Source organism: Comamonas sp. Tr-654, assembly GCF_011752915.1.
Classification (GTDB): domain Bacteria; phylum Pseudomonadota; class Gammaproteobacteria; order Burkholderiales; family Burkholderiaceae_C; genus Comamonas.
In genome coordinates, this window is the sequence record NZ_VWWQ01000003.1 from 787,226 (window position 1) to 812,373 (window position 25,148).

At 62.9% G+C, this 25,148-nt stretch carries 23 protein-coding genes; 6 read left to right on the top strand and 17 right to left on the bottom strand.

The window, feature by feature from the left end; translation table 11 throughout:
* Positions 1–8: 8 nt before the first annotated feature.
* Positions 9–1,616, bottom strand: coding sequence for a carboxyl transferase domain-containing protein (locus F3J24_RS13230; RefSeq protein ID WP_167006885.1), 1,608 nt, complete (start codon positions 1,614–1,616; stop codon positions 9–11).
* A 223-nt stretch (positions 1,617–1,839) separates the two neighbouring features.
* Between F3J24_RS13230 and F3J24_RS13235 the strand changes: the two genes are divergently transcribed.
* Positions 1,840–3,570 carry a Na+/H+ antiporter gene (locus tag F3J24_RS13235; protein WP_167006888.1) on the top strand — a complete coding sequence of 577 codons (1,731 nt, stop codon included), beginning with the start codon at positions 1,840–1,842 and terminating at the stop codon, positions 3,568–3,570.
* Positions 3,571–3,674: 104 nt separating this feature from the next.
* On the opposite strand, the gene F3J24_RS13240 is transcribed toward F3J24_RS13235, so the two are convergent.
* Positions 3,675–5,438 (bottom strand): AMP-binding protein, encoded by a 1,764-nt coding sequence (locus F3J24_RS13240; RefSeq protein ID WP_167006891.1) that lies wholly within the window; start codon positions 5,436–5,438, stop codon positions 3,675–3,677.
* Between the two features lie 135 nt (positions 5,439–5,573).
* Between F3J24_RS13240 and F3J24_RS13245 the strand changes: the two genes are divergently transcribed.
* Complete coding sequence (locus F3J24_RS13245; RefSeq protein WP_167006894.1) at positions 5,574–6,650, top strand: AraC family transcriptional regulator; 1,077 nt, start codon at positions 5,574–5,576, stop codon at positions 6,648–6,650.
* Positions 6,651–6,665: 15 nt separating this feature from the next.
* Entirely contained in the window at positions 6,666–7,361 is a 696-nt protein-coding gene (locus F3J24_RS13250; protein ID WP_167006897.1) for a DUF4336 domain-containing protein, read from the top strand.
* A gap of 7 nt (positions 7,362–7,368) precedes the next feature.
* Here the strand turns inward: F3J24_RS13250 and F3J24_RS13255 are convergent, their stop codons facing one another.
* Together F3J24_RS13255 and F3J24_RS13260 are read right to left on the bottom strand one after the other, a co-directional pair.
* Positions 7,369–8,094 carry an HAD family phosphatase gene (locus F3J24_RS13255; RefSeq protein ID WP_167006901.1) on the bottom strand — a complete coding sequence of 242 codons (726 nt, stop codon included), beginning with the start codon at positions 8,092–8,094 and terminating at the stop codon, positions 7,369–7,371.
* A 101-nt stretch (positions 8,095–8,195) separates the two neighbouring features.
* Positions 8,196–9,269 (bottom strand): hypothetical protein, encoded by a 1,074-nt coding sequence (locus F3J24_RS13260; protein WP_167006904.1) that lies wholly within the window; start codon positions 9,267–9,269, stop codon positions 8,196–8,198.
* Between the two features lie 158 nt (positions 9,270–9,427).
* Between F3J24_RS13260 and F3J24_RS13265 the strand changes: the two genes are divergently transcribed.
* Positions 9,428–10,123 carry a response regulator transcription factor gene (locus F3J24_RS13265; RefSeq protein WP_167006907.1) on the top strand — a complete coding sequence of 232 codons (696 nt, stop codon included), beginning with the start codon at positions 9,428–9,430 and terminating at the stop codon, positions 10,121–10,123.
* Here F3J24_RS13265 and F3J24_RS13270 read toward each other — a convergent pair.
* Together F3J24_RS13270 and F3J24_RS13275 are read right to left on the bottom strand one after the other, a co-directional pair.
* Complete coding sequence (locus tag F3J24_RS13270; protein ID WP_167006911.1) at positions 10,120–11,952, bottom strand: hybrid sensor histidine kinase/response regulator; 1,833 nt, start codon at positions 11,950–11,952, stop codon at positions 10,120–10,122. The genes F3J24_RS13265 and F3J24_RS13270 overlap by 4 nt on opposite strands.
* Entirely contained in the window at positions 11,936–12,349 is a 414-nt protein-coding gene (locus F3J24_RS13275; RefSeq protein ID WP_034405986.1) for a YchJ family protein, read from the bottom strand. Before F3J24_RS13275 ends, F3J24_RS13270 begins: the two co-directional genes overlap by 17 nt.
* A 130-nt stretch (positions 12,350–12,479) precedes the next feature.
* On the opposite strand from F3J24_RS13275, the gene F3J24_RS13280 reads away from it, so the two are divergent.
* Positions 12,480–12,971: a DUF421 domain-containing protein gene (locus F3J24_RS13280; RefSeq protein ID WP_167006915.1), complete on the top strand. Its 492-nt coding sequence runs from the start codon at positions 12,480–12,482 to the stop codon at positions 12,969–12,971.
* A gap of 3 nt (positions 12,972–12,974) precedes the next feature.
* Here F3J24_RS13280 and F3J24_RS13285 read toward each other — a convergent pair whose 3' ends face one another.
* From F3J24_RS13285 to F3J24_RS13335, 11 genes are all read right to left on the bottom strand, one after another.
* Positions 12,975–13,766, bottom strand: a complete 792-nt coding sequence (locus tag F3J24_RS13285) for an alpha/beta fold hydrolase (protein ID WP_167006918.1) — start codon at positions 13,764–13,766, stop codon at positions 12,975–12,977.
* 163 nt (positions 13,767–13,929) lie between these two features.
* The gene (locus F3J24_RS13290; RefSeq protein WP_167006921.1) at positions 13,930–15,060 is read right to left on the bottom strand and encodes an acyl-CoA dehydrogenase family protein; all 1,131 of its coding nucleotides are present in this window, start codon (positions 15,058–15,060) and stop codon (positions 13,930–13,932) included.
* Between the two features lie 45 nt (positions 15,061–15,105).
* A complete protein-coding gene (locus F3J24_RS13295) occupies positions 15,106–15,777 on the bottom strand; it encodes an SDR family oxidoreductase (RefSeq protein ID WP_167006924.1) in 672 nt (223 codons plus the stop codon).
* Between the two features lie 77 nt (positions 15,778–15,854).
* Positions 15,855–16,484 (bottom strand): MSMEG_1061 family FMN-dependent PPOX-type flavoprotein, encoded by a 630-nt coding sequence (locus F3J24_RS13300; RefSeq protein ID WP_167006927.1) that lies wholly within the window; start codon positions 16,482–16,484, stop codon positions 15,855–15,857.
* Positions 16,481–17,593, bottom strand: a complete 1,113-nt coding sequence (locus F3J24_RS13305) for a hypothetical protein (protein ID WP_167006930.1) — start codon at positions 17,591–17,593, stop codon at positions 16,481–16,483. The genes F3J24_RS13300 and F3J24_RS13305 overlap by 4 nt, the downstream gene beginning before the upstream one ends.
* A gap of 107 nt (positions 17,594–17,700) precedes the next feature.
* Positions 17,701–18,885, bottom strand: coding sequence for an acetyl-CoA C-acyltransferase (locus F3J24_RS13310; protein WP_167006934.1), 1,185 nt, complete (start codon positions 18,883–18,885; stop codon positions 17,701–17,703).
* A 41-nt stretch (positions 18,886–18,926) separates the two neighbouring features.
* Positions 18,927–20,774 (bottom strand): bifunctional isocitrate dehydrogenase kinase/phosphatase, encoded by a 1,848-nt coding sequence (gene aceK, locus F3J24_RS13315; RefSeq protein ID WP_167006936.1) that lies wholly within the window; start codon positions 20,772–20,774, stop codon positions 18,927–18,929.
* A 94-nt stretch (positions 20,775–20,868) separates the two neighbouring features.
* Positions 20,869–21,531, bottom strand: coding sequence for a carbonate dehydratase (can, locus tag F3J24_RS13320; RefSeq protein WP_043005410.1), 663 nt, complete (start codon positions 21,529–21,531; stop codon positions 20,869–20,871).
* Positions 21,532–21,582: 51 nt separating this feature from the next.
* Positions 21,583–22,770 carry an isovaleryl-CoA dehydrogenase gene (locus F3J24_RS13325; protein ID WP_167006939.1) on the bottom strand — a complete coding sequence of 396 codons (1,188 nt, stop codon included), beginning with the start codon at positions 22,768–22,770 and terminating at the stop codon, positions 21,583–21,585.
* Between the two features lie 39 nt (positions 22,771–22,809).
* Positions 22,810–23,268, bottom strand: a complete 459-nt coding sequence (locus F3J24_RS13330; protein WP_167006942.1) for a PaaI family thioesterase — start codon at positions 23,266–23,268, stop codon at positions 22,810–22,812.
* Positions 23,269–23,317: 49 nt separating this feature from the next.
* Positions 23,318–23,719, bottom strand: coding sequence for a MerR family DNA-binding transcriptional regulator (locus F3J24_RS13335; protein WP_003061601.1), 402 nt, complete (start codon positions 23,717–23,719; stop codon positions 23,318–23,320).
* 121 nt (positions 23,720–23,840) lie between these two features.
* Between F3J24_RS13335 and F3J24_RS13340 the strand changes: the two genes are divergently transcribed.
* Complete coding sequence (locus F3J24_RS13340) at positions 23,841–24,923, top strand: MBL fold metallo-hydrolase (protein ID WP_167006947.1); 1,083 nt, start codon at positions 23,841–23,843, stop codon at positions 24,921–24,923.
* Positions 24,924–25,148: the final 225 nt, after the last annotated feature.

A 25,148-nucleotide genomic window follows, 5' to 3' on the forward strand; every position in this document is an offset into this window, starting at 1 on the left:
CCGTGTGCTTACATGCGGAAGACACCAAAGCGGGTGTCCTCAATCGGCGCATTGCGTGACGCCGCCAGACCCAGGGCCAGCACGCGGCGCGTGTCGGCGGGATCGATGACGCCGTCGTCCCAGAGGCGTGCCGTCGCGTAGAAGGGGTGACCCTGGTCTTCGTACTGCTGGCGGATGGGTGCCTTGAAGCGCTCCTCCTCTTCCGCACTCCAGCTGGCTCCCTTGGCTTCGATACCGTCACGCTTGACAGTGGCCAGCACGCTGGCCGCCTGCTCGCCGCCCATGACGCTGATGCGCGCGTTGGGCCACATCCAGAGGAAGCGGGGCGAATAGGCGCGGCCGCACATGCCGTAGTTGCCCGCGCCAAAGCTGCCGCCGATGATGATGGTGAACTTGGGCACCGCCGCCGTGGCCACGGCCGTGACCAGCTTGGCGCCGTGACGGGCAATGCCTTCGTTTTCGTATTTGCGGCCCACCATAAAGCCCGTGATGTTCTGCAGGAACACCAGCGGCACCTTGCGCTGGCAGCACAGCTCAATGAAGTGTGCGCCCTTGACGGCCGACTCGGAAAACAGGATGCCGTTGTTGGCGATGATGCCGACCTGCATGCCCTCGATGCGCGCGAAGCCGCAGACCAGGGTGTTGCCGAAGCGGGCCTTGAACTCGTCGAACTGGCTGCCATCCACGATGCGGGCAATGATCTCGCGCACATCGAAGGGCTTGCGCGTATCGACGGGAATCACGCCATACAGCTCTTCGCTCTCGAAGAGGGGCGCGGCAGGCGCATGATCGGCCTGGGACCCGGGCTTGTCCTTGTTCAGGTTTGCCACCGCCTGGCGAGCCAGCGCCAACGCATGCAGATCGTTCTCGGCCAGATGATCGGCCACGCCCGACAGACGCGTGTGCACATCGCCGCCGCCCAGGTCCTCGGCACTGACCACCTCGCCGGTGGCGGCCTTGACCAGGGGAGGGCCGCCCAGAAAGATGGTGCCCTGGTTCTTGACGATGATGGACTCGTCACTCATGGCCGGCACATAGGCGCCGCCTGCCGTGCACGAACCCATGACCACGGCGATCTGGGCGATGCCCTGGGCGCTCATATTGGCCTGGTTGTAGAAGATGCGGCCGAAATGCTCGCGATCGGGGAAGACCTCGTCCTGATTGGGCAGGTTGGCACCGCCCGAGTCGACCAGATAGATGCAGGGCAGACGGTTCTGTGCGGCCACTTCCTGCGCGCGCAGATGCTTTTTCACCGTCATCGGGTAGTAGGTTCCGCCCTTCACGGTGGCGTCGTTGCAGACGATCATGCAATCCACGCCGCTGACACGACCCACGCCGACAATCACGCCGGCGCCCGGTGCATCGTTGTTGTACATGTTGAGCGCGGCCAGCGGCGACAGCTCCAGGAATGGGGTGCCGGGGTCCAGCAGCCGCTGCACGCGCTCGCGCGGCAGCAGCTTGCCGCGCGCCACATGCTTGGCGCGTGCCGCCTCATTGCCGCCCAGCGCGTTCTGATCGCAGCGTGCATGCAGCTCATTGACCAGCGCCTGCATGGCTGCGGCGTTGGCCAGGAAATCTGCCGAACGCGGATTCAGTTGTGTGCACAGAATGCTCATCGCTTGCCTCTTAAAAAATGATTGCCCCTGAGCGGCTGCGCCGCTTCCCCCTCAGGGGGACAACGGCCTCGCTGCGGGGCGGCCCTTGCCGGCCGTCCCGTGCTTGGCGCACGCCTGTTTCAAGGGTTGCGGCTCGTACTTTGCCGCTTGATAACTGATGTGAGAACTTGGTTTTTTTCTTGCTCGGACACAGCGCTGCCACTGCAGTTGAAGAAAATGCCTCATGCACGCTGTTGAAACTGTTCTGCTTGTCTTGCTGCTGGGAGCGCTGACAGGCATTGTGGCCCGCTATATCCGGGCCATTCCCCTGCCTCTGATTCAGATCGCGCTGGGTGCGCTGATTGCCTGGCCGCAAGCCGGTCTGCACATCGCGTTCGACCCCGAGCTGTTCCTGTTGCTCTTCATTCCGCCGCTGCTGTTCGCCGACGGCTGGCGCATTCCCAAGCGTGAATTCTTTGCACTGGCCAAGCCGATCCTGCTGCTGGCCCTGGGCCTGGTGCTGTTCACCGTGCTGGGACTGGGCTATCTCATCCACTGGATGATTCCCGAGATTCCGCTGACCGTGGCCTTTGCCCTGGCCGCCGTGATCTCGCCCACCGATGCCGTGGCCGTTTCGGCCATCACGCGCAATCTGGGCATGCCCGAGAAAACCATGCATGTGCTGGAGGGCGAGTCGCTGCTCAACGACGCATCGGGCCTGGTGGCGCTGAAATTTGCGATTGCAGCCACGCTGACCGGCATGTTCTCCTGGGGCGAAGTCGCCAAGGAATTCACCTGGATGGCCGTCGGCGGCCTGGGTGTGGGTGCGCTGATAGGCTGGGGCTTCAGCCATGCGCGCGGCACCATCACACGCCGCCTGGGTGACGTAGCCGCCACGCAGATGGTGTTGCTGCTGGTGCTGCTGCCTTTTGCCGCCTATATCGTGGGCGAGAAGATCGGTGTCTCCGGCATTCTGGCGGCCGTTGCCGCCGGCATCGCCACCAATTTCGCCGACCTGGAGCGCAGCAGCTACATCAGCGAACGCCTGCAGACCGAAGGCACCTGGAGCATGGTGGAAGCCGCCTTCAACGGCGCCATCTTCCTGCTGCTGGGCCTGCAGCTGCCATCCATCATCGGCGTGCCGCTGCATCAGGCCGGCCATGACTGGTGGATTCTGGTCGGCTACGTGGCTGCGATTTCGTTTGCGCTGCTGCTGATGCGCTGGATCTGGCTGGTGCTGGGCGTGCATGGCTCGCTGCTGCGCGCCCACCGTCAGGGAAAGATGACCGAGCGCCCTTCCAAGCTGCTGAATCTGGCCACCACGCTGGCCGGCATTCGCGGTGCGGTCACGCTGGCCGGTGCGCTGTCCGTGCCCATGCTGCTGAACAACGGCCAGCCCTTTCCGGGCCGCGACATGCTGGTCTTTCTTGCCACCGGCACGATTCTGTTCACGCTGGTGATCGGTGCCGTTGGCCTGCCCATCGTTCTGCGCCATCTGCCCCCGCACGAGGAGTCGCCCACCGTGCGTGAGGAGCGCCTGGCCCGCGAGCAGGCCTGCATGGCGGCCATGGCCAAGCTCACGCTGAGCGAGGAAGAAATGCAGCGCCGCGACCCCGAGTGGGTGGCGATGCGCCAGGAGGTCAACGGTCACCTGACCCAGGAGTACCGCAACCGCATCCAGTTGCTGGACGACGGCAGCGGCGCCGCGCAGAGCATAGAGCTGCTGCGCGAAGCGCCCGAGGTCGTGCGTCAGCGCAAGCTGCGCTATGTGATGGAGATCGAGACCCGCATCGAGTGCATTCATGCCGAACGGGACTTCTACTACGCCGAAAGACAGGCCCACCGCATCAACGACGAATCGCTGCGCAGCCTGGTCAGCGAGCTGGACATGCAGGAAATCGCCATGCGCAAACGCCTCGTGGTCGCCCGCCGCGCCGCCGGTCTGCCCACGACCAGCACACCGTCCAATCACTAAGCCAGAGACACCGAGGAAGGGCCGCCCCGCACCGGGGGTGTCGTCCCCCTTGGGGGGCGCCCGGCGCAGGGAAGGTGCGCAGCAGCTCAGGGGGTAGCGCATACTCAGGCTGTCTTGATCACGCGCAGATCCAGCAACTCGATCATCTCGTCGCGAATCCTGAACTTCTGGATCTTGCCCGTCACCGTCATCGGGAAGGCCTGGACAAAGCGGATATAGCGCGGCACCTTGTAGTGCGCGATCTGGCCTTTGCAGAAGTCGCGCACCTCGTCCTCCCCGAGTTCCAGGCCTGGCTTGACAATGATCCAGGCACACAGCTCCTCGCCATAGCGCACATCGGGCACGCCCACCACCTGCACGTCCTGCACCTTGGGGTGGCGGTAGAGGAACTCCTCGATCTCACGCGGGTAGATGTTCTCGCCGCCACGGATCACCATGTCCTTGATGCGGCCCACGATATTCACATAGCCTTCGGTGTCCATGGTCGCCAGATCGCCGGTGTGCATCCACTGCTCGGCATCGATGGCCTCGCGGGTTCTGGCCTCGTCGTCCCAGTAGCCGTGCATGACGGAATAGCCGCGCGTGCACAGCTCGCCCGACTGGCCCGGCGCCATGATCTCGCCCGTGGACGGATCCACGATCTTCACCTCCAGATGCGGCTGCACCTTGCCCACGGTGGCCACGCGCCTTTCCAGCGGCGTATCGGCATCGCTCTGGCAGCTTACGGGACTGGTTTCAGTCATGCCGTAGGCGATGGTGATCTCGCTCAGGTGCATGTCGCGCACCACACGCTTCATCACCTCGATGGGACAGGGCGAGCCGGCCATGATGCCGGTGCGCAGCGTGGAGAGATCGAACTCGGCAAAGCGCGGGTGGTCGAGCTCGGCAATGAACATGGTGGGCACGCCATGCAGGCCCGTGCATTTCTCGGCCTGCACCGCCTCCAGCACGGTGATGGGATCGAAGCCGTCATTCGGATAGACGATGGTCGAGCCATGGGTAAAGCAGGCCAGATTGCCCAGCACCATGCCGAAGCAGTGATACAGGGGCACGGGAATGCAAAGCCGGTCCTCGGGTGTGAGGCGCATGCATTCGCCAATGAAAAAGCCGTTGTTGAGAATGTTGCGGTGCGTCAGCGTCGCGCCCTTGGGAAAGCCCGTGGTGCCGCTGGTGAACTGGATGTTGATGGGATCATGATTGCTGAGCGTGGCCGCAATGGCATCAATGCGCTCATCCGCACTGGTGCCCTGCGCCATCAACTGCGAAAAACGCAACATGCCGGGTTGTTCGGCGTCCAGATCCGCTGCACCCGAGCCGGCCGCACCTGAGCCGGCTGCGCCTGAACTGGCCGCGTCAATCCACACCACCGTGCGCAAGGCAGGCAGGCGCCTGGATTGCAGCTGGCCTGGTGCGCAGCTCGCCAGCTCGGGCGCCAGCTCGCGCAGCATGCCCAGATAGTCGCTGGTCTTGAACCGCGGCATGGATACCAGCGCCTTGCAGCCCACCTTGTTGAGCGCGTATTCGACTTCAGAGGTGCGATAGGCCGGGTTGATATTGACCAGCACCAGACCCACCTGAGCCGTGGCCAGCTGCATCAGCACCCACTCGGCGTTGTTATGACTCCAGATACCCACCCGGTCGCCCTTGGCCAGCCCTTGCGACAACAGCGCGCTGGCCAGCTGGCGCGCGGCCTGATGCAGCTGAGCATAGCTGTAGCGCAGACCCTGATGACGGCTGACCAGCGCGTCACGCGCGCCCTGGCGCGCGGCCATTGCGGCAAAAAAATCGCCTATCGTCTGCTCGATCAGCGGCACATCCGTGCGCCCCTTGGCATAGCTGGCGGTCAGCGGGTTCACTTGCGATGGCATGGTCTTGTGTCTCCTTGCGTGCCGGCAGCCAACCGCAAACTGGCTGCGCAGCGTCCATTCAGCACCGTTTTCTGCATCTCAGAATAAGGGCAAGCCCTGTTCAGATGAGGTCAGCAAGGTTGCAATAATTGCCAAATGCTCACCCCTTCCCTGGTCAAGACTCCACTGCCACACCATGCCAGCTCCGTGCTCAAATCGCACCCGGCAATTACCCCCATGGCGTTTGTCCAAGCGATTGTCCGTGCTTATGAAGCAAGGCAGATGTCAGCGCTTGGCGCGCTGGAAAAGGCACAAATCCCGCCAGAGCTGATCAATGATGCCCAAGAGCGCATCACGGCCTTGCAGATGGAGGCTCTGTCCGATGCAGCCATGCGTGAACTCGACGACGAGGCCCTGGGCTGGTTCGAGCGCCGCCTGCCCTGGGGCAGCTACGGCATGCTGGCCCGTGCCAGCATCAGCGCCCCCCACCTGGGCCTGGCGCTGGCGCGCTGGTGCCGCCATCACGGTCTGATTGCGCAGGACCTGCAGTTGCAGCTCGGCGAGCAGGCCGGCATTGCCACTCTCACACTGCATGAAAGCCGCCCGCTGGGAAGCATGCGCGAGTTCTGCATGGTATCGGTGCTGCGCAATATCCACGGCTTTGCCAGCTGGCTGATCAACGAACCGATCAGCCTGCTGCATGCCAGCTTCCCGTTTGCCGAGCCCGCGCATGCCGATGTCTACAAGGTGCTGTTCGCGCCGGGCAGCATTGCCTTCGGGGCACCAGTGGCCAGCCTGCAGTTCGAAGCGCGCTGGCTGCAGGCACCGCTGGCGCGGGATGAGGCAGCCCTCAACCGCATGTTGCAGCGCGCCCTGCCTATCCAGGTGCGCCCCTACCAGCGCGAAAAGACGCTGGTGCAGCGCGTGCGCCATCTGCTCGCCGCCAGCGGGGAGGAGCAGCAGACGGCCGAGACCTTGTCGCGCCAGCTGCATCTGTCGCAGCGCAGCCTGCACCGCCAGCTCAAGGAAGAAGGGGTTTCGCTGCAGGCGCTCAAGGACGATATCCGGCGCGAGCGCGCGATTGCGCTGCTGCTGCGCACCAGCCGCCCCATCAAGCGTGTGGCCCAGGCCTGCGGCTTTCTCAACGACAAAAGCTTTATCCGCGCCTTTCGCCTCTGGACAGGGCTGTCCCCTTCGGAGTTCCGCAAGACCGCCGGCCAGCGTGCCGTCTGACGCAAGGAGTTTGCCGTGCATAAATCCACAGAAACCTGGCAGGCAATCGCTGATGGAGTCTGGGCTCTCAGCTATCACTTCAGCAATGCAGGAATGAAGGTCAGCACCCGCATGACCGTGATCCGGCTGGCCGACGGCAGCTTGTTCTCGCACTCTGCCGTACCGCTGACGGACGGGCAGAAAGCGGCGCTCGATGCCCTGGGGCCGCTGCAAACCATTGTGGCCCCCAGTGCCATGCACCATCTGTTCGTGGGCAAGCTGGCCAAGCTTTATCCCCAGGCCCGGCTCTATGGCACCCAGGGGGTGCTGCGCAAGCGCCCGGATCTGCCGCTGCTGGAGCCCTTGCCGCCAGACTCCGAGGCGCCCTGGGCGGGCGAGCTGCAATGCCTGCGGCTGGACGGCCTTCCCATGCTCGACGAGACGCTGTGGTTCCACCCGGCCAGCGGCAGCCTCATCGCCACCGACGTGCTGCAATGCTGGCAAGGACCGCTAAGCCTGCCGGTACGCATGTATCTGGGCCTGACGGGCGGGCATGAGCGCCTGACCGTGCCGCGCACCGTGCGCCTGCTGGTCAGAGACAGGGCCGCCGTGCGCAACTGGGTGAAGCAGGTCGAAAGCTGGCCCGTGCAGCGCGTGATACTGCTGCACAACAGCGTGATCGACGATCAGCCCATGAAGCACCTGCGCGAGGCGCTGTCGATCTGGAACTGAGAGCGCTTCAGCGCAGGTCGTGCTCGTCGTCTTCGCCGGTCGAGGCGCTGGCGGCACTCCTGCGCACGGCGTCGAACATGGCGGGCAGATCCCCCATGTCACCGAACACGCAGGCGGCGCCAGCCTCAAGCAACTGCTCTGCCGAGGCATGGCCCTGATCGGCCGGAAAATAGCCCCAGACGGTGGCACCTGCTGCCACGCCGGCCTGAACCCCGGTCATGGTGTCCTCGATCACCAGGCACTTGGCGGGATCGGCCTTCAGCGCCTCGGCCGCAGCCAGATACACATCGGGGAAGGGCTTGCTGCGCGGCATTTCATGACCGCTGTAGACGTGGCCTTCGAAATAAGGCGCCATGCCCACCTTCGTGAGCTGCATCTCCACCTTGGCACGGTCCGCACCGGAGGCGCAGGCAATGCGTCCATCGCACAGTGCATGAATCTGCCTGACCGCTTCCAGTGCGCCGTCGATGGCTACCAGCTCTGCACTCAGCGCGGCATTACGGCGCTCGTAGAACTCGGCCATCCATGCATCGGTCAGCGGCTTGCCTGTATGGGCCTCGATCACGGTCGCCTGGCTACGTACCGTTTTGCCGATGAAGTCGCGCGTGCACTGTTCCTGACTGATGGCCCAGCCGGATTCGTTGAGCATGGTGCACAGCACGCGATTGGTGATGGATTCGCTGTCCACCAGCACACCGTCACAGTCGAAAAGCACAGCATCAAAAGCAGTCATGGGAACATTACCAGCGCATCAGAGGATGCGAAAAAGGCGCCGGATGGCGCCTAGTATCAAGAAACAGAGGGCGTGATTATGCGCTCACGCCCTTTTCGGGTTCAGGGGAAGGTCACTCCGGCCAGTGGATTGATCATCCACGCGCTGTTCTTGACGTAGATGGTACTGGTCTTGCCGTCGGCAGTCATGATGCCGCTGAAATAGAAGAAGCCGTTGGCAGCATTGGCATTCATATTGCTCAGCTGGGTAGTGAGCGCGTCATTGACTGACGAGGCCTCGACCAGATACTCGATGGCGCCATTCTGTGCCGAGCTTTTCTCGAAGACATCCACATAGTTCATGTTCATCGGGTCGCTGCCCAGCCCCTGCGTGCCGCGGATGAACCAGCCGTCCGCGCCCTTCTGGGCCAGGCGCGTTCTCATTTCTGCAGCATCGGCAGCCGAGGATGCGCTGCCAAGCTTGTCGACCTGATAGGTATAGGTGACGCTGTCATTGCGCTTGGCATACAGGCTGAACAGCTCGTTGTTGATGATCTGGGGACCCAGATAGCGATAGCCTTCGGCCCCTTGTCCATTGAGCTCCGTGGCAAAGGCTTCGGCGGTCGTGGCCACAGGCGTCACCGTTCTGTAGCTGAACTGATCGCTGCGGCTGTTGTCCTTGACATAGACGCTGCGGATGTCGCTGACATCGCTGAACACGGCGTCGGACTTGTACATATAGCCGCTGCTGCCCTGTTGGTTTAGCTGAGCCAGAAAGGCGGTGCGCGATGGCTGCGCCGCAGGATTGACATAGCTGAACTTGCGGCCAGCATGCGCGGTATCCGTGAGATAGAAGTCGCCGATCTCCGCACCGGTCGAGGAGATCGAGCCCGCCAGGGAACTGAACAGCGCATAGCCGTCGGTGCCCATGCTGTTGGCGGCATCAAGCATCTGCGCATGGCTGGTGGCCGTCTGGCCGCCCATCTTGTAGGTCCCCGTGACGGCCTGATTGCCAGTACCGCCACCATTGTTGCCGCCGCCGTTGTCCCCGCCTCCCGTATTGCCTCCGCCGCCTTCGGAGCCGCCTCCTGAGCCTGTGCCGCTGCCTCCGTCTCCGCCACCACCGCCACAGGCAGCCAGGGTGGAAATCAGCAGCAGGGCTGCGGTTCTACGGGTGATTTGCGTGAGAGATGGCACGGGCTTGCTCCTCAGTCCTGATGTTGGTTGAAAATGTCCATATCCCGACACTGAGAGATAAGCATCAGCGTCGTCTTACAGTCATTGTCGGAAGGCTTGCCGCCAGTCCGCTCCCTACCGATGAGGGGTCTTTGTTACCAAGCCCCAAAGGAACGCTCATGCCCGATCTACCGCAAATTCTGAGCACCACCCAACTGAGCGCTCCCCCCTATGCGCTGGTGGTGGATGACCACCCGCTGGTCGCCGAAGGCATGGCACAGGTGCTGATGACCAGCGCCGGCGTGCGCCAGGTGCGCTGCGCTGCCCACGGCAACGAGGCCCTGGCCGTGATTGCGGCACTGGGCGAGCCCGTCATCACCGTGATGGATTTCTGGCTGGAAGACGGTGCGTCGCTGGAGTTCGTGCACAGCATCCTGGCCCTGGCTCCCGGCACGCGCATTCTGGTGACCAGCGGCGACAAGCACCCGGCCATCGTCAGCAAGGCCGCAGCTGCGGGCGTGCATGGCTTTGTGCACAAGAGCAGCACGGCTCAGGTGTTCCAGATGGCCGTGCAAGCCCTGCTGTCCGGCCGCTCCTGGTTCGAGGCTCTGCCTCCGATTCCTGCCGCACCGCCAGCGTCCGCAGCGGGCAGCACCCTGCACATGAGCGCCAGAGAGCTGGGCATCACGGCGCGTCAGTCCCAGGTGCTGAGCCTGCTGCTGCAGGGCAAGCCCAACCGCGCCATCGCACAGGCCCTGAACCTGTCCGAATACACGGTCAAGGAGCATGTCACCGCCCTGCTGCAGCGGCTGGGCGCCAACAACCGCGTGGCGCTGATCACGCGCATGCGCGGCATCGAGGTCGATCTGGACTAGGCGGCCTCGCGGCTCGCCATGCAGCGCGCCAGCACGGCGTGCAGCTGATCGGGCTGCAAGGGCGTCGCCAGGGCCAGATAGCCCTGATCCTGCACCTGCTCCAGCACCACCTCGTCACCGCTCATCAAGGCGCCGCTGGCCTGCGGCTGCTGATCCAGCAGCTGCATCAGGCAGTCCATTCCGCTGGCACCATCCTTGAGCCGCTGATCACACAGCACAAAGTCCGGCTGCCAGCCACCGGCCAGCAGTTGCTGCGCCTCGGACAGACCGGCCGCTCTCTGCACCTGAACGCCCCAGCTCTGCAAGACCCGCACCAGCACCGGGGCCAGCTGTGCATCGCTTTCCACGACCAGGCAGCGCCCTGACAAGGGGGCGAACCACGGCTGCCCGGACAAGGGCGGCGGCGCCGGCAGCGCGGACGAAGCCTGCCATTGCTCGGCATCCTTAGGCCAGCGCAGCCAGAAGCAAGAACCCTTGCCCGGCAGCGACTGCACGCCATATTCCACGCCCAGGCGTTGCGCCGCCAGAGCCACTACGGACAGGCCCAGACCACGCCCGCGCAACGGCGCCGGCACGCCATCTCTGGCATCGCGCAGCCGCCGGCCTGGGCTGCGATAGTGGCGCATGAAGACCTGTGCACATTCCTGCTCGCTCATGCCGCAGCCGCTGTCCCAGACCTGCAGCAACCAGCGTCCCTGTCGGCGCCGCAGCACCAGCAGCACACCGCCCTCCTCGGTGTAGCGCAGCGCGTTCTGCAGCAGGTTGAAAACCATCTGCCGCAGCAGCACCGCATCCGTGCACAGCGCCGGCATATGGGCTGGCTGCCTGAGCCGCAGACGCAGCCCGCGCTGCGCAGCCTCGCGCGCAAACAGGCGCTGGGCTTCGTCGAGCACCGCCTTCATGGGTACCGCCTGCCACTGTGGTGCGAAGCTGTCGCCTTCCAGGCGCGACAGATCCATCAGGTCATTGAACATGGAGCCCAGGTCGCGCGTGCAGACCTGCATTTCCTGCAGCAGCTGCGCCAGATCGTCATCCTGATTGCGCTGATGAGCGGCTTGGAGCATCAGGCCCATGGCATGCAGCGGTTGCCGCAGATCGTGGCTGGCGGCCGAGATAAACCAGTTTTTTTCGGCCAATGCATTCTCGGCCTGCTCCTTGGCTTCGCGGTAGCGCTCCGCCAGCGCCTGGCGCTCCAGCTCGTGCGCCATCTGCTGCTGCACAAAACGCCGTGCGCCCCAGGCATGGCGGGCGAGTATGGCGCCATACAGCAGCAGCAGCGGCAGCAGATAAGGACCTTTGTGTGGAAAGTAATGCAGCGTGCACAACAGCATGGGCAGGTAGATGCCCGCCATGAAGGCCACGAACACCTGCGGCACCGGCGCCAGAAAAGTGGCGGCCGATGCCATCACGCCGAGCAGCACCAGATAGATCAGCAGGCGCAGCTCGCTATGGCTTTCGCCCCAGGTAAATCCCAGCACGCTGACCCAGAGCAGACCGTTGATCGACGCAGCCAGCGCCAGCTGCCGCTGCCATGCACTCAATGCGGCCTGCAGGCGCTGCGGCTCCCAGTCGCGTGCCGAGCGCCACTGCCGATGCAGCGAGCGGCGAAACAGCAGAAATCCCAGCGCCATAAGGACCATCAGTCCCCACCACCAGGCCAGCCCCGCGCTGACAGCCGGGCTGTTGCGGGTGCTGACCCACAGCAGCAGCGCCGGAATCAGCAAGGCCGCGATTTCAGACGAGCCGCGCGAGGCCAGTGACTGCAGCAGTCGCAGACCGGCTTGCAGCCGGGTCAGCTCGGCCGAAGCGCCTTCAGAACTGGTCGCCATCGACGTAGAACCAGCGCCCGGCATCGAGCACGAAGCGGCTGCGCTCGTGCAGACGCACAGCCCGCCCCGCCAGGCGGTAGCGGGCGACGAATTCGACCTCCGCCGAAGCTTCGCCGGTCGGCCTGAACTGCTTTACCTCCAATCCCAGCCATTTGGTGGCGGCATCGAAATCCAGCTGCGCCGGGCGCTGGCTGGCATGCCAGGTGGCTTGCAAGTATTCCTGGTTCTCAGACACGAAGGCCGTATAGCGCGAGCGCATCAAAGCCTCGGCATCGGGAGCGGGCCGGGTATCCCAGTGATCGATATAGCGGCCGCAGCAATCGGCATAGGCCAGCGGCCGGTCCTTGGCATTCTTGCGTCCGCAGGGACAGTCCCGCTTTTTCTCGGCTTCTTTCACAACTTTGGCAGTCTTGGTTGGCAATGCTGCATTGTCGGCCAAGTCGAACAACGAGCAAGCCGGCTTGCGCAGTCGGTCGCCTCAGAGCACAGTAGCAGCAGTTCAAAGCTCGCTGCTCAAAGGTTTGCCTATGTTCTCCATGGCGGTTCCCTGGTGGGAGTTCGTGATTCGCGGTATCTGCGTCTACCTGTTCCTGCTGGTGTTTCTGCGCCTGACCGGCAGGCGCCAGACGGGCCAGTACGCCCCTTTCGATCTGGTGCTGCTGCTGATTCTGTCCAACGCCGTACAGAACTCCATGAACGCGGGCGACAACTCGCTGATTGGCGGCCTGATCAGTGCCACCACGCTGCTGGGCTGCCATGCGCTGCTCTCGCACCTGAGCTATCGCTTTGCCCGGCTGCGCAAGCTGGTGAATGGCAAGCCCAAGGTACTGATTCACCAGGGCGTGGTGCAGCCCGGCCTGATGATGCAGGAGCAGATCACGAGCGAAGACCTGGCAGCAGCCCTGCGCTCCAATGGCTGTCTCAACGCGCACGAGGTGGAGCGCGCCACGATAGAGACCAACGGCCAGATCACCGTGGTGCTGCGCAAGCGCAGCATGGCCGAACTCGGGGAGGCCTGAGCCTCAGTGCAGGCTGTCCAGGAACTGCCTGATGGCTGCATTCACGGGCTCGGGGTGCGTGAGATTGGCCGCATGGCCTGCGCCTGCCACATCCACCCACTGGGCATGGGGCAGGCCCTTGAACATGGCACGCGCACGTTCCACGCCGATGGCCGCATCCTTGTCGCCATGAATCACCAATGCCGGCACCTTGATCTCGGCCAGACGCGGGCTGATGTCGTCGCGCAGCGCCAGCGTCGCAAAGCTTTGCCCCAGATTGATCGGCGAGGCCTGCTTCCATTTGGCGCGCCACTGCGCAGCCCCGGGCCAGCCCTGGCCCAGAATTGTGTGCTCCACGATGGTCGCCATGTCGTCGGACAGCCCATGCTCCATCCAGGCCTTGAGCAAGGCCTCGTGGTGCGGCATCTGCTCGGGATCCTCCAGCATGGCCTGAGTGTCGATCAGCACCAGCGCGCCCACGACATCGGGGTGAATCAGCGCGCAGCGCAGCGATAGATAACCGCCTTGCGACATGCCCACGAGCACGGCTTTTTCCACACCCAGGTACTTGAGCAGGGCGGCCAGATCGTCGGCCGAGTCATAGTAGCTGAAGGCTTCGCAATGCTCGGGATCGGCGGTCTGCCCGTGGCCGCGCTCGTCCCAGCTGATGCAGCGATACTGCCCCTGCAAAGCCTGTATCTGCGGCTCGAACATGGTCTGATCCATGAGCAGGCCGTGCGAGAACACCAGGGCCGGACCGCGGCCTCCCGTATCCTCGTAGTAGATATTCTGACCATTGACCGGGGCAAAAGGCATGCTGCGGACTCCTGCTGCAAATGGTTGAAAACCTTGAGGGTATCACCCTCGCTGAGCACATCCTAAGCAGGCCCGGTGACATCGGCAACCGGCCTGCCCCCAGGTCTGCCACAGCCCCTTGCAGGGTAGTTGACAACGGCAGGCTTTTGCCGGCAGACGCCCGTCAGGCCAGCGCCCGCTGGATCAGGATCTTCTGCACATCGCTGGTGCCCTCGTAGATCTGGCACACGCGCACATCGCGGTAGATGCGCTCCACGGGGAAGTCGCTCACCACGCCGTAACCGCCCAGGGTCTGGATGGCGGCGCTGCATACGCGCTCGGCCATCTCGCTGGCAAAGAGCTTGGCCATGGCCGCTTCCTTGAGGCAGGGCAGACCCGCATCGCGGAGGCTGGCGGCATGCCAGATCAGCTGACGGGCCGCTTCGATCTGCGTGGCGCATTCGGCAAGCCTGAAGCCCACGGCCTGATGGTTGAAGATGGGCTGGCCAAAGCTCTCGCGCTCCTTGCTGTACTGCAGCGCGCATTCAAAGGCTGCACGCGCCATGCCCACGCTTTGCGCGGCAATGCCGATGCGCCCGCCCTCCAGCGCCGACAGAGCAATCCTGTAGCCCTCGCCCTCGGCCCCGATCAGGTTCGCGACGGGAATGCGGCAGTTCTCGAAATTGATCTGCGCCGTATCGCTGCTGTGCTGGCCCAGCTTGTCCTCCAGCCGCGCGACCTGGTAGCCGGGATTGCGGGTGGGCACGATGAAGGCGCTCATGCCCTTCTTGCCCGCCGCCTTGTCGGTGACGGCAATGACGATGGCCACATCGCCATTCTTGCCGCTGGTGATGAACTGCTTGACGCCGTTGATCACGTAGTCGCCACCATCGCGCACGGCCGTGGTGCGCAGCGCCGAGGCATCGCTGCCCACATGGGGCTCGGTCAGGCAGAAGGCGCCCAGCATCTGCCCCTGCGCCAGCGGACGCAGCCATTGCTCCTGCTGGGCGGCATTGCCGTATTTCATCAGGATGGCATTGACCGGGCAGTTGGTCACGCTGATGACGGTGCTGGTGCCGCCATCGCCGGCCGCGATTTCCTCAAGCACCAAGGCCAGGCTCACATAGTCCAGGCCCGCACCGCCGAGTTCCTCGGGCACGCAGATGCCATAGGCACCGAGCGCCGCCAGCCCCTGGTGCACCTCCTTGGGGAACTCATGTTCCTTGTCCCAGCGCGCGGCATGGGGGGTGATCTGCTCGCGCACAAAATCGCGCAAAGCGTCGCGGATCATTTCCTGGTCCTGATTCAACAGCATGTTGTCTCCGATATTTATAGCTATATGCCCTTTTTTCAGCCCGGGCTAGGCGTCTAGAAGCTGGATGTATCTGCCGTCGTGGCGCAGCAGCTGACCACGGTCTTCGGGCTTGACCTGAGTCAGGGCCTGCATCAGCCCCTGCACGCTTTGGCTCACCGACAGCGGGGCCGCAGCGCCGCCCATCTCGGTCTGCACCCAACCCGGGTCCAGTGCCAGCAGTGTCAGGCCCGGCCATTGGCGGCAGGCCGAGACCACGGCCATATTGAGCGCAGCCTTGCTGACGCGGTACAGCCAGGCGCTTTCGTCCGCGTCGCCCAGCAAGGACATGCCGCTGGAGAAGGCGCCGATCACGCCGCCGGCCTCCTGCACCATGGGTGCGATCTGCGGCAGGGCCTGCATAAAGCCCAGCACATTGCTGTGCATCACCAGATCGAACTGCTGCTGGGTCGGCGGCACGCCTGCGGCATGACCGTCCCAGACACCGGCGACATAAAGCGCGATATCGATGCTGGCCCCGTCGAGCTGCCAGGCCAGGCCGCTGACGCTGGCCGGATCGGCCAGATCGACCTGCAGCACCCTGGCGCCGCGCGCCTGCAGATCGGCCCTATCTTCGGCCTTGCGCACGGTAGCAATCACCTGATGGCCTTGCGCCAGATAGGCCTCGGCCAGGGCGCGGCCCAGGCCACGCGAAGCGCCCATAATGAGTATCAAAGCCATAGCTGTTTGCGCCTATGAATGTGAGGTTTCAAGGTGTTTTTCATCCAAATTCCTTTCATGACAGGCGCTACCAGCTATCAATTTTTCTTGATCTGCTCGGCGGCAATCATGGCCCCATAGCGGGCCACCATGCTTTCCTGCGACTCGGGCGGGGCCGTCAAACCCATCTGCGCATGGATGATCTGATTGAGCGAGGGCATGACGTTGCGCGCCACCCTGGCCTCCTCGCTCCACAGGCGCGAGCGCATCAGCGCCTTGGCGCAGTGCAAATAGGCCTCCTGCACACGGACTTCGATCACCAGCTTGGGACGGAAATGATCGCTGGCAAACAAGGCCGTGTAATGTGCCTCGTCGCGCAGCTGGGCGCTGCCGTTGACGCGCAGGGTTTCGTCAAAGCCCGGCACAAAGAACAGCAGGCCCAGGCGCGGGTCGTCGAGCAGATTGCTCAGGCTGTCGAGCCGGTTGTTGCCGCCCGCATCGGGAATGAGCAAGGTATTGGAATCGGGCGCCTTGACAAAGCCCGGCTTGCCGCCGCGCGGCGAGGCATCTAGCAGGGCCCCGCCGGCACCGCCCGTGGCCATGACCAGGAAGGGCGACAGCGCGATAAAGCGCAGGCAGTGCCGGTCCAGCTCCCATTGCTGCTTGAGCAGCGCACGCTCGGCAGGCGGGTCATACAACTGCATCAGTTGCTCGCGCGATGTGATCATGAGGCCAGCACCTCCTCGGGACGGTCGTTGCGGTGGATGGCTGCGTACAGCGACAGGAACTCGTTCCAGGAAGGGTCGAAGCTCACGCTGAGCTCGCCCTCCAGATCCGGCACATGCTGGCGGCCCAGCTGTCCCGCCAGCTGCACCGCATGGGCCGGGTCCTCCACATAGTAGGTGGCGACGCGGGCACTCATGTTTTCCACGCGCGAGAAGGCCAGAATGCCGCGCTGCTCGCGGCTGAGCTGCTCGTCCAGCGCATCCTGGGCGTCGCGCACGCCGTCCAGCTCCTGCTGGCTGGAAAAGCTGAAGCGCCACTCCATGAAGTGCGACAGATCGGCGCGCGTGGCCACGGCATTGGCACCATCGTGAAAGGTCAGGATGTCGGGAGCCGCGTCCTCGTCGGCATCCTGCGCGCGCACTTCCAGCGACAGCCAGCGGTCGCTGTCCTCCTGGGGAAATTCATAGCTGCGGCCCAGTTGCTGGCGGATGAAGCCATCGAACAGCGGCGGGAACTCCGACAGCAGTGCGGAGCCGTAGACATCGGCCGCCGCCTCGTCAACAAACTCCACCGGGCCCACGCGTACGGAAAAATCCCACTCGCCCAGCACATGGTCCAGCATGATGAAAGCCATGTGCTGCGCATGCTCGGCCATGTCCCGGGCTATAGGCTTTTCGAACGACAGCTTGAGGCCGATGATGCCTCCCGCATCGTAGTAGCCCACGCGGATATCGGAGCAGGCCAACTCGAAGCCGTCCATGCGCATGCCGAAATTGCTGCCCAGCGCGCGGCTGCGAAACGCCTGCACGCTGTAATGCTCGAAACGTGGCGCCTGGCGTACCAGGGCCTGCGCATTCTCGAACTGCGCCGTGTTGCCATGGGCCGAGATCACCAGCCGGGAGCCGGCTTCGCCGAGCTTGCCCTCCAGCTCCATGCTCAGGCCCGGCACATATTGCTGCAGCAGCTCATTGGAGCTCTCCACAAACTCCTGACGATCGAGTTGCTCCAGTTGGCTCAACTGGTTGGAAAAATCGCCCCAGAAAGCATCAATCTGCTGCGGCTCCAGCGGCTTGATGGTCTCGCTCTCGTCGTGGTGAATGTCTGCGCTCATGAATGATTTCCGCAATGTGAACTGCACACATTCAGCGCGAATGCGTGCAATCCGTTGAACATGCGTTCACTGTAGAGCAAACTGGTGACGATTCTGAGCAAATGACGTCAGATCAGCTCAACGGCCATGGCCGTGGCCTCGCCGCCACCGATGCACAGCGTGGCCAGTCCCTTCTTCTTGCCGCGAGTCTTCAGCGCGTGCAGCAGGGTGACCAGAATGCGCGCGCCGCTGGCGCCAATCGGGTGTCCAAGGGCGCAGGCGCCGCCGTTCACGTTGACCTTGTCATGCGAGACCTTGAGATCGGCCATCAGCGCCATGGGCACCACGGCAAAGGCTTCGTTGATCTCCCACAGATCCACATCCTCCACGGCCCAGCCGGCCTTCTTCAGCGCCTTTTCGGTCGCGCCGACGGGCGCGGTGGTGAACCATTCGGGAGCCTGCGCAAAGGTGGCATGCGAGACGATGCGCGCCAGCGGCTTGCAGCCCAGCTGCTTGGCGGTGGACTCGCGCATCAGCACCATGGCGGCAGCGCCGTCGTTGATGCTGGAGCTCGACGCCGCCGTGATGGTGCCGTCCTTCTTGAACGCGGGCTTGAGGCTGCCGATCTTGTCCAGCTTGGCCTTGGCCGGACCTTCGTCCACGCTGACGGTCACGTCGCCCTTGCGGGTCTTGACGGTGACGGGCGTGATTTCGGCATCGAAAGCACCGCTTTGCGCGGCAGCCTGGGCGCGCTGCACGCTGGCAATGGCAAACGCATCCTGCGCTTCACGCGTGAACTGGTATTTGGCGGCGCAGTCTTCGCCGAAAGTGCCCATGGAGCGGCCGGCTTCATAGGCGTCTTCAAGACCGTCGAGCATCATGTGGTCGAAGATCTTGTCATGTCCCATGCGGTAGCCGCCACGCCCCTTCTTGAGCAGATAGGGCGCATTGGTCATGCTTTCCATGCCGCCGGCAATCATCACCTCGCGGCTGCCGGCGATGAGCTGGTCATGCGCCAGGATGGTGGCTTCCATGCCGGCGCCGCACATCTTGGACAGGGTCACGGCGCCCGTGCTCTGCGGCAGGCCGCCCTTGAAGCCGGCCTGACGAGCCGGAGCCTGGCCCTGGCCAGCCATCAGGCAGTTGCCGAACAGCACTTCCTCCACCAACTCGGGCCGGATGCCCGCACGTTCGACCGCGGCCTTGATGGCGGCTCCGCCCAGATCATGGGCGGCCAGATCGGAAAAATCGCCCTGGAACGCGCCCATGGGAGTGCGGGCTGCGCTGACGATGACTACGGGATCCTGATGCATGGTTTGTCTCCTTGAAAAATGGATGGATGTGATCTGCCTCTTCAAGCGAGGCTATTGGCGGGAATCTCGAAACGCTGCGTGTCCAGTCCTGCGTCGCCGGCATGCAGAAAACGGCTGCGCTCGTAGGGGAACACGTCCAGGAAATGGCCGTCACGGATGCGGCTCTGGTGGGCGCGCCAGAAGTCGGCTTCCAGCAAGTCAGCGTGATGGCGCATGAAAATGTCTCGCACGGCCGGGTGGCCCAGCAGAAAAGGACCGAAGGTCTCGGGAAAGACATCCCTGGGGCCGACCGAGTACCAGATGTCGCCCGACATCTCCTCTTCCTCGGTGCGCGGCTGCGGCACCTGCCGAAAATTGCAATCGGTCAGGTATTCGATCTCGTCATAGTCGTAGAACACCACCTTGCCGCCGCGCGTGACGCCGAAGTTCTTCCACAGCATGTCGCCGGGAAAGATGTTCGTGGCGACCAGGTCCTTGATGGCATTGCCGTATTCAAGAATCGCTCGCTCCATGGCGGCGCGGCGCTCCGGCTTGGTGTCCGCTTCCGCCAGACACTCCATCAGGAACAGGTTCAGCGGCACCAGGCGGCGCTCTATGTAGAGGTGGCTGATGATGACTTCCATCTGTCCGTCGCCATCACGGTCGCTGATCTCGATCTGCTCGGGGGCCTGGGCCTGCAGCTCGGCCAGCAGTTCGTCGCTGAAGCGCTCCTTGGGAAAGGCCACCAGGCTGTACTCCATGGTGTCGGCCATGCGACCGCCGCGATCATGCTTTTTGACCAACTGGTACTTGGCCTTGACCTGGGGACGCGAAACATCCTTGCTGCTGGCGATACGGTCCTTGATGAGCTTGAACACATAGGGGAAGCTCGGCAGATCGAACACCAGCATGACCAGGCCCTTGATGCCGGGTGCAATGCGCAGCTGATCGCTGGAATGGCGCAGATGATGCAGAAAGTCGCGGTAGAACAGGGTCTTGCCCTGCTTGGCCAGACCCAGGGCGTTATAGATTTCCGCCTTGGGCTTGCGCGGCATGAGGCTGCGCAAAAAGCTCACATAGGCGCTTGGCACTTCCATGTCCACCATGAAATAGGCGCGTGCAAAGCTGAACAGCGCATGCAGGTCATCCTCGCCGAACAGGGCCGCATGCAGTATCAGCTGCTCCTGCTCTCCATGCAGTATGGGAATCGCCAGCGGCAGCTCGGTATAGCCAGTGATGATCTTGCCGACCAGGTAGGCCCCCTTGTTGCGGTAGAACAGGCTGGACAGCACCTGAAGCTGGAAGTTGGCCCTGAGCGTCAGGCCCGCCAGCCTCTCGCGTATGCGCTCGGCCAGCAGATGCACGTCGCGCTGCAGGTCTTCGAAGCGGCATTGCAGCTGCAGCTGCTCGAACAGGATCTGCAGCGTGCCTTCAAGCTGGGCGAGGTTGCCCGGGTAATAGGCGCGGTAGATGGGTACCGCGCCCGGTGCTGTGTTTTCCAGGTATTCGGTGCTGACGGCCGCCCGCACGAAGATGAAGTCGTTCTGGAAATGGGTGCGGTGCAGAATCTTGGTGGTGACCGAGTTGAAGAAGGTCTCGGCCAGCTCTGGCTGCAGATGATCGACCATCAGGCCGATGTAGTGGAGCTTGACCTGCTGCCAGACAGCCATGCTCTGCAGGCTGGCGGCAAACTCCTCTTCCAGCCTCTGGATGCAGGCACGCACCTGCCGGTCGTAGAACTCTATGCGTTCACGCTGCGCCTGCTGCTGGCCCGGCCAGTCCATGGACTCGAAGCGTTGCTTGGCCCGGGCAGCCTCCGCACTGAACATGCGGTAATGCTGGTTGTAGCCCTGCATCAGGGCCTGCGCAATCGCATAGGCCTCGGGGGCGTCCAGTCGTTGCGGAAACATGGCGGGCCAGTCGCTCCAGATAAGTGAGCAGCACTCTCAAGCGGAACGCTTCTTGGGCCCGCTTGAGGGCACTGCAACTGCGCAGTGGCTGCGATCAGTCGCGCTTGCGCGCTGCGACTTGCTCGACAGCCTTGTTGTAGACATCCTCCAGACCGCCCACGCCGGGCACGGTCATTTCGAGGTTGGTGATGTGGCCGTTCTTGAGGCTGTAGCACCAGCCGTGCAGCGTGACCTTCTGGCCGCGGGCCCAGGCGTCCTGCATGACGGTGGACTGGGCCACGTTGACCACCTGCTCGATGGCGTTGAGTTCGCACAGCGCATCGTGGCGGAACTGGGTGGACATGCCTTCCAGCAGCTTGATGTGCTTGTCGCGCACGTCGCGCACATGGCGGGTCCAGTTGTCCACCAGGCCCAGGCGTAGATTGTTCAGCGCCGCATACACGCCGCCGCAGCCATAGTGGCCCACCACCATCAGGTGCTCGATCTTCAGATGATCGACCGAGTACTGGATGGTGGACAGGCAGTTCAGATCGCTGGGCACCACCACGTTGGCCACGTTGCGGTGCACGAACACCTCACCAGGCTCCAGACCCGTGATCTGGTTGGCCGGCACGCGGCTGTCCGAGCAGCCGATCCACATGTACTTGGGTTTTTGCTGCGCCATCAGTCCGGTAAAGAAACCAGGACGATCACGCTCCATCTGGTCTGCCCATTGGCGGTTGTGGACAAACAGTTCTTCGATGGAGGTTGTTGTCATGAAGCTATCCTTCTTTTTGTGGTTGAAAGAACGGCGCAGCTCCTGCTTTTTTCAGCAGGTTTCAGCAAACAGCTCGCGGCCTATGAGCATGCGGCGAATTTCGCTGGTGCCAGCGCCAATCTCATAGAGTTTCGCATCTCGCCACAGACGACCGAGCGGATACTCGTTGATATACCCATTGCCGCCATAGATTTGCACGCCTTCGCCGGCCATCCAGGTGGCCTTCTCGGCGCACCACAAGATGACGCTGGCGCAGTCCTTGCGAACCTGACGCACATGCTCGGTTCCCAGCAGATCCAGGTTTTTAGCGACCGTATAGGCAAAAGAGCGGCCTGCTTGCAGCACGGTGTACATATCGGCCACCTTGCCCTGAATCAGCTGGAACTCGCCGATGCTCTGGCCGAACTGCTTGCGGTCGTGAATATAGGGGACGACATTGTCCATGACGGACTGCATGATGCCCAGCGGGCCGCCGGTCAGCACCGCGCGCTCATAGTCCAGGCCGCTCATCAATACCTTGGCGCCCATGTTCAGGCCGCCAAGAATATTTTCAGCCGGCACCTCCACGTCCTGGAACACCAGCTCGCCCGTGTGGCTGCCGCGCATGCCCAGCTTGTCGAGCTTTTGCGCGATCGAGAAGCCCTTCATGCCCTTCTCGATCAGAAAGGCCGTCACGCCTCGCGCCCCCATCTCCGGCTCGGTCTTGGCATAGACCACCAGGGTGTCGGCATCGGGCCCGTTGGTGATCCACATCTTGCTGCCATTGAGCAGATAGTAGCCGCCCTTGTCCTCGGCCTTGAGCTTCATGCTGATGACGTCAGAGCCAGCGCCGGGCTCGCTCATGGCCAGAGCCCCCACGTGCTCGCCGCTGATGAGCTTGGGCAGGTACTTGGCCTTCTGCGCCTCGCTGCCGTTGCGATTGATCTGATTCACGCACAGATTGCTGTGAGCGCCATAGGACAAGCCCACGGAGGCACTGGCGCGCGAGATTTCCTCCATCGCCACCATATGCGCCAGATAGCCCATGTCGGCACCGCCATACTGCTCGGAGACGGTGATGCCGAGCACGCCCAGTTCGCCGAACTTGCGCCACAGATCCATGGCAAACTGGTCGTTGCGGTCGATCTCGGCCGCGCGCGGAGCAATCTCGCTCTGGGCAAATTCACGCACCGCGTCGCGCAGCGCATCGATGTCTTCACCGAGCTGGAAGTTCAGTCCAGGCAGATTGGCAAGGCTCATGGTTGTCTCCTATAGATATGGGTCTGACGAATCGTCTTGTCAGTGCTGTATGCCTTCACGCTGCTGCACACACATCAGAGTGCAGCCCATTGTGGCGATCAGTTTCTCTTTTCCCTGGTCAATGGCGAATGCCTTGCCTTCGGATACGGTGATGGTGCGCCCGGGCTTGATGACCCGGCCCTCCATGCGAAAGCGCTGGCCCTTGGCCGGGGCCAGCAGATTGATCTTGAATTCGATGGTCAGCACGGCGGCATCCATTGGCATCAGCGTCAGCCCCGCATAACCGCAGGCCGAATCGAGTGCGGTGGAGACCATGCCGGCGTGCAAAAAGCCATGCTGCTGCGTCAGGCCCGCAGCCCAGTCCAGACAGATATCGACAACGCCTGGCTCCACCAGAGTCAGCTCCGCGCCAATCGTAGCCATGGCGCCTTGCTTCGCGAAGCTCTGCTTCACCCGATCGACGAAATCCCGAGACTCGGTGCTAGCAGCAGCAGACATGGACAGTTCTCCAGCAAAGCATTTCAATTGACGTTTACGTAAACGTCAATTATGCGCCATTTTTGCTCTCGCTCCTTTTCAATAGCGTACGCGCCTCTTTTTCCTGCTCTCGCACCTCATCCAGAGTCACCTGCAGATCGGCCATCTGCGCTTCAAGCTGCTTGCGATGAATGGCCAGCACATCGAGAAACTTGCGCAGCTGCACGCCCGTATCACGCGGGCTGTCATACATGTCGATGATTTCTTTGGCCTCGGACAGCGACAGTCCCAGGCGCTTGGCTCGCAGCGTCAGGCGCAGACGTGCGCGATCTCTGGACGAATACACGCGGTTGCGACCGCCTGCGCCGGAGCGCTCGGGCTGCAGCAGGCCCATGTCCTCATAAAACCGGATGGCCCGGGTCGTGAGATCGAACTCTTTGGCAAGATCGCTGATGGTGTAAATGGTCGACATGATTCTGTGGAGTTCTCGGTCTTGCATCGCACAGGCGACTGCCTGAGACAGCCCGGTCTCTAAAATGCTTTGACAAAACTGACGTTTACGTTAACGTCAATGCTAAACGAAATACCGCCTCATGACCTCAAGCCAAGAATCCGCACTTCATTACCCGCTCGGCGATACCTTGCCCGGTCCTGCCCAGACTCTGGAAGTCGCACCCGGCGTCAAGTGGATCCGCATGACCTTGCCGTTTGCCCTGGATCACATCAACCTCTGGCTGCTGCGTGATCGCCAGACCGATCTGCATGGGCAGGTACGCGAAGGCTGGACGGTCGTCGACTGCTGCGTCAACCGCACCGAGGCACGCGATCAATGGGAGCAGCTCTTTGCCTCCGAGCTTGAAGGCCTGCCCATCTTGCGTGTCATCGTCACCCACATGCACCCCGACCATATCGGCCTGGCCGGCTGGATCTGCCGGCAGTGGAATGCGCCCCTGTGGATCAGCGCCACTGATTACAACGTCGCCCGCGTCGCCATGAAGGACCGGGACGGCTTCGGTGGCGAATCCGGTGCAGACTTCTACAGCCTGCATGGGCAGAGAGACGAAGAATTTCTGCTCCATGTGCGCGGCCGTGGCAGCTACTACTCTTCCCTGGTGGCCCCCATCCCCGACATCTATCACCGCATCATGGATGGCGACCAGATCGACATCAACGGCCGCACATGGCAATGCATTGCCGGCTATGGCCACGCGCCGGAGCACATGGCGCTGTACTGTGCCGATCTCGAGACACTGGTCAGCGGCGACATGGTCCTGCCCCGGATTTCCGCCAATGTCAGCGTGCATTCCTCCGAGCCCGAAGCCAACCCGCTGCAGCTGTTTCTCACATCGCTCAAGCGCTATTTCGAGCTCCCCCAGGACAGCTATGTTCTGCCCTCGCATGGCAAACCCTTTACAGGATTGCATACCCGTGTCCAGCAGTTGCTCGACCACCACCAGGAGCGTCTGGACGACATCATGCAGGCCTCCCGGCAGCAAGGACTGAGCGCCGCCGACATCCTTCCCATCCTCTTCAAACGCCAACTGGACACCCACCAGATGACTTTTGCCATGGGCGAGGCTCTGGCCCATTTGCACTACCTCTGGTACAGCCGGCAACTGACGCGGCGCCTGGATGAAAACGGCATCCTGCGTTTCTACACTCCCACGCAAGAATAAAAAGAGAGCGCCTAGCGCTCTCTTTTTATGGGTTTCCGGTATTTTTGCAGCTGCAATGCTTTCACAGCGTACGACAGGCGCTCCTCGTTTTGAAGCATCCAATAAAAAACCCCGTAATCTTTCGACTACGGGGTTTTCACTGTAAGAGCCTGACGATGACCTACTTTCACACGGGAACCCGCACTATCATCGGCGCAAAGTCGTTTCACTGTCCTGTTCGGGATG

Coding starts and splice junctions, on each gene's coding strand:
- F3J24_RS13255 (WP_167006901.1), bottom strand. CDS start 8,094: ATGACTGCTTTTGATGCTGTGCTTTTCGACTGTGACGGTGTGCTGGTG.
- F3J24_RS13290 (WP_167006921.1), bottom strand. CDS start 15,060: ATGCTGTTGAATCAGGACCAGGAAATGATCCGCGACGCTTTGCGCGAT.
- F3J24_RS13310 (WP_167006934.1), bottom strand. CDS start 18,885: ATGCATCAGGATCCCGTAGTCATCGTCAGCGCAGCCCGCACTCCCATG.
- F3J24_RS13330 (WP_167006942.1), bottom strand. CDS start 23,268: ATGTCTGCTGCTGCTAGCACCGAGTCTCGGGATTTCGTCGATCGGGTG.
- F3J24_RS13305 (WP_167006930.1), bottom strand. CDS start 17,593: ATGAGCGCAGACATTCACCACGACGAGAGCGAGACCATCAAGCCGCTG.
- F3J24_RS13295 (WP_167006924.1), bottom strand. CDS start 15,777: ATGGCTTTGATACTCATTATGGGCGCTTCGCGTGGCCTGGGCCGCGCC.
- aceK (WP_167006936.1), bottom strand. CDS start 20,774: ATGTTTCCGCAACGACTGGACGCCCCCGAGGCCTATGCGATTGCGCAG.
- F3J24_RS13270 (WP_167006911.1), bottom strand. CDS start 11,952: ATGGCGACCAGTTCTGAAGGCGCTTCGGCCGAGCTGACCCGGCTGCAA.
- F3J24_RS13265 (WP_167006907.1), top strand. CDS start 9,428: ATGCCCGATCTACCGCAAATTCTGAGCACCACCCAACTGAGCGCTCCC.
- F3J24_RS13285 (WP_167006918.1), bottom strand. CDS start 13,766: ATGCCTTTTGCCCCGGTCAATGGTCAGAATATCTACTACGAGGATACG.
- can (WP_043005410.1), bottom strand. CDS start 21,531: ATGACAACAACCTCCATCGAAGAACTGTTTGTCCACAACCGCCAATGG.
- F3J24_RS13335 (WP_003061601.1), bottom strand. CDS start 23,719: ATGTCGACCATTTACACCATCAGCGATCTTGCCAAAGAGTTCGATCTC.
- F3J24_RS13240 (WP_167006891.1), bottom strand. CDS start 5,438: ATGCCATCGCAAGTGAACCCGCTGACCGCCAGCTATGCCAAGGGGCGC.
- F3J24_RS13325 (WP_167006939.1), bottom strand. CDS start 22,770: ATGAGCCTTGCCAATCTGCCTGGACTGAACTTCCAGCTCGGTGAAGAC.
- F3J24_RS13230 (WP_167006885.1), bottom strand. CDS start 1,616: ATGAGCATTCTGTGCACACAACTGAATCCGCGTTCGGCAGATTTCCTG.
- F3J24_RS13280 (WP_167006915.1), top strand. CDS start 12,480: ATGTTCTCCATGGCGGTTCCCTGGTGGGAGTTCGTGATTCGCGGTATC.
- F3J24_RS13235 (WP_167006888.1), top strand. CDS start 1,840: ATGCACGCTGTTGAAACTGTTCTGCTTGTCTTGCTGCTGGGAGCGCTG.
- F3J24_RS13300 (WP_167006927.1), bottom strand. CDS start 16,484: ATGATCACATCGCGCGAGCAACTGATGCAGTTGTATGACCCGCCTGCC.
- F3J24_RS13245 (WP_167006894.1), top strand. CDS start 5,574: ATGCTCACCCCTTCCCTGGTCAAGACTCCACTGCCACACCATGCCAGC.
- F3J24_RS13340 (WP_167006947.1), top strand. CDS start 23,841: ATGACCTCAAGCCAAGAATCCGCACTTCATTACCCGCTCGGCGATACC.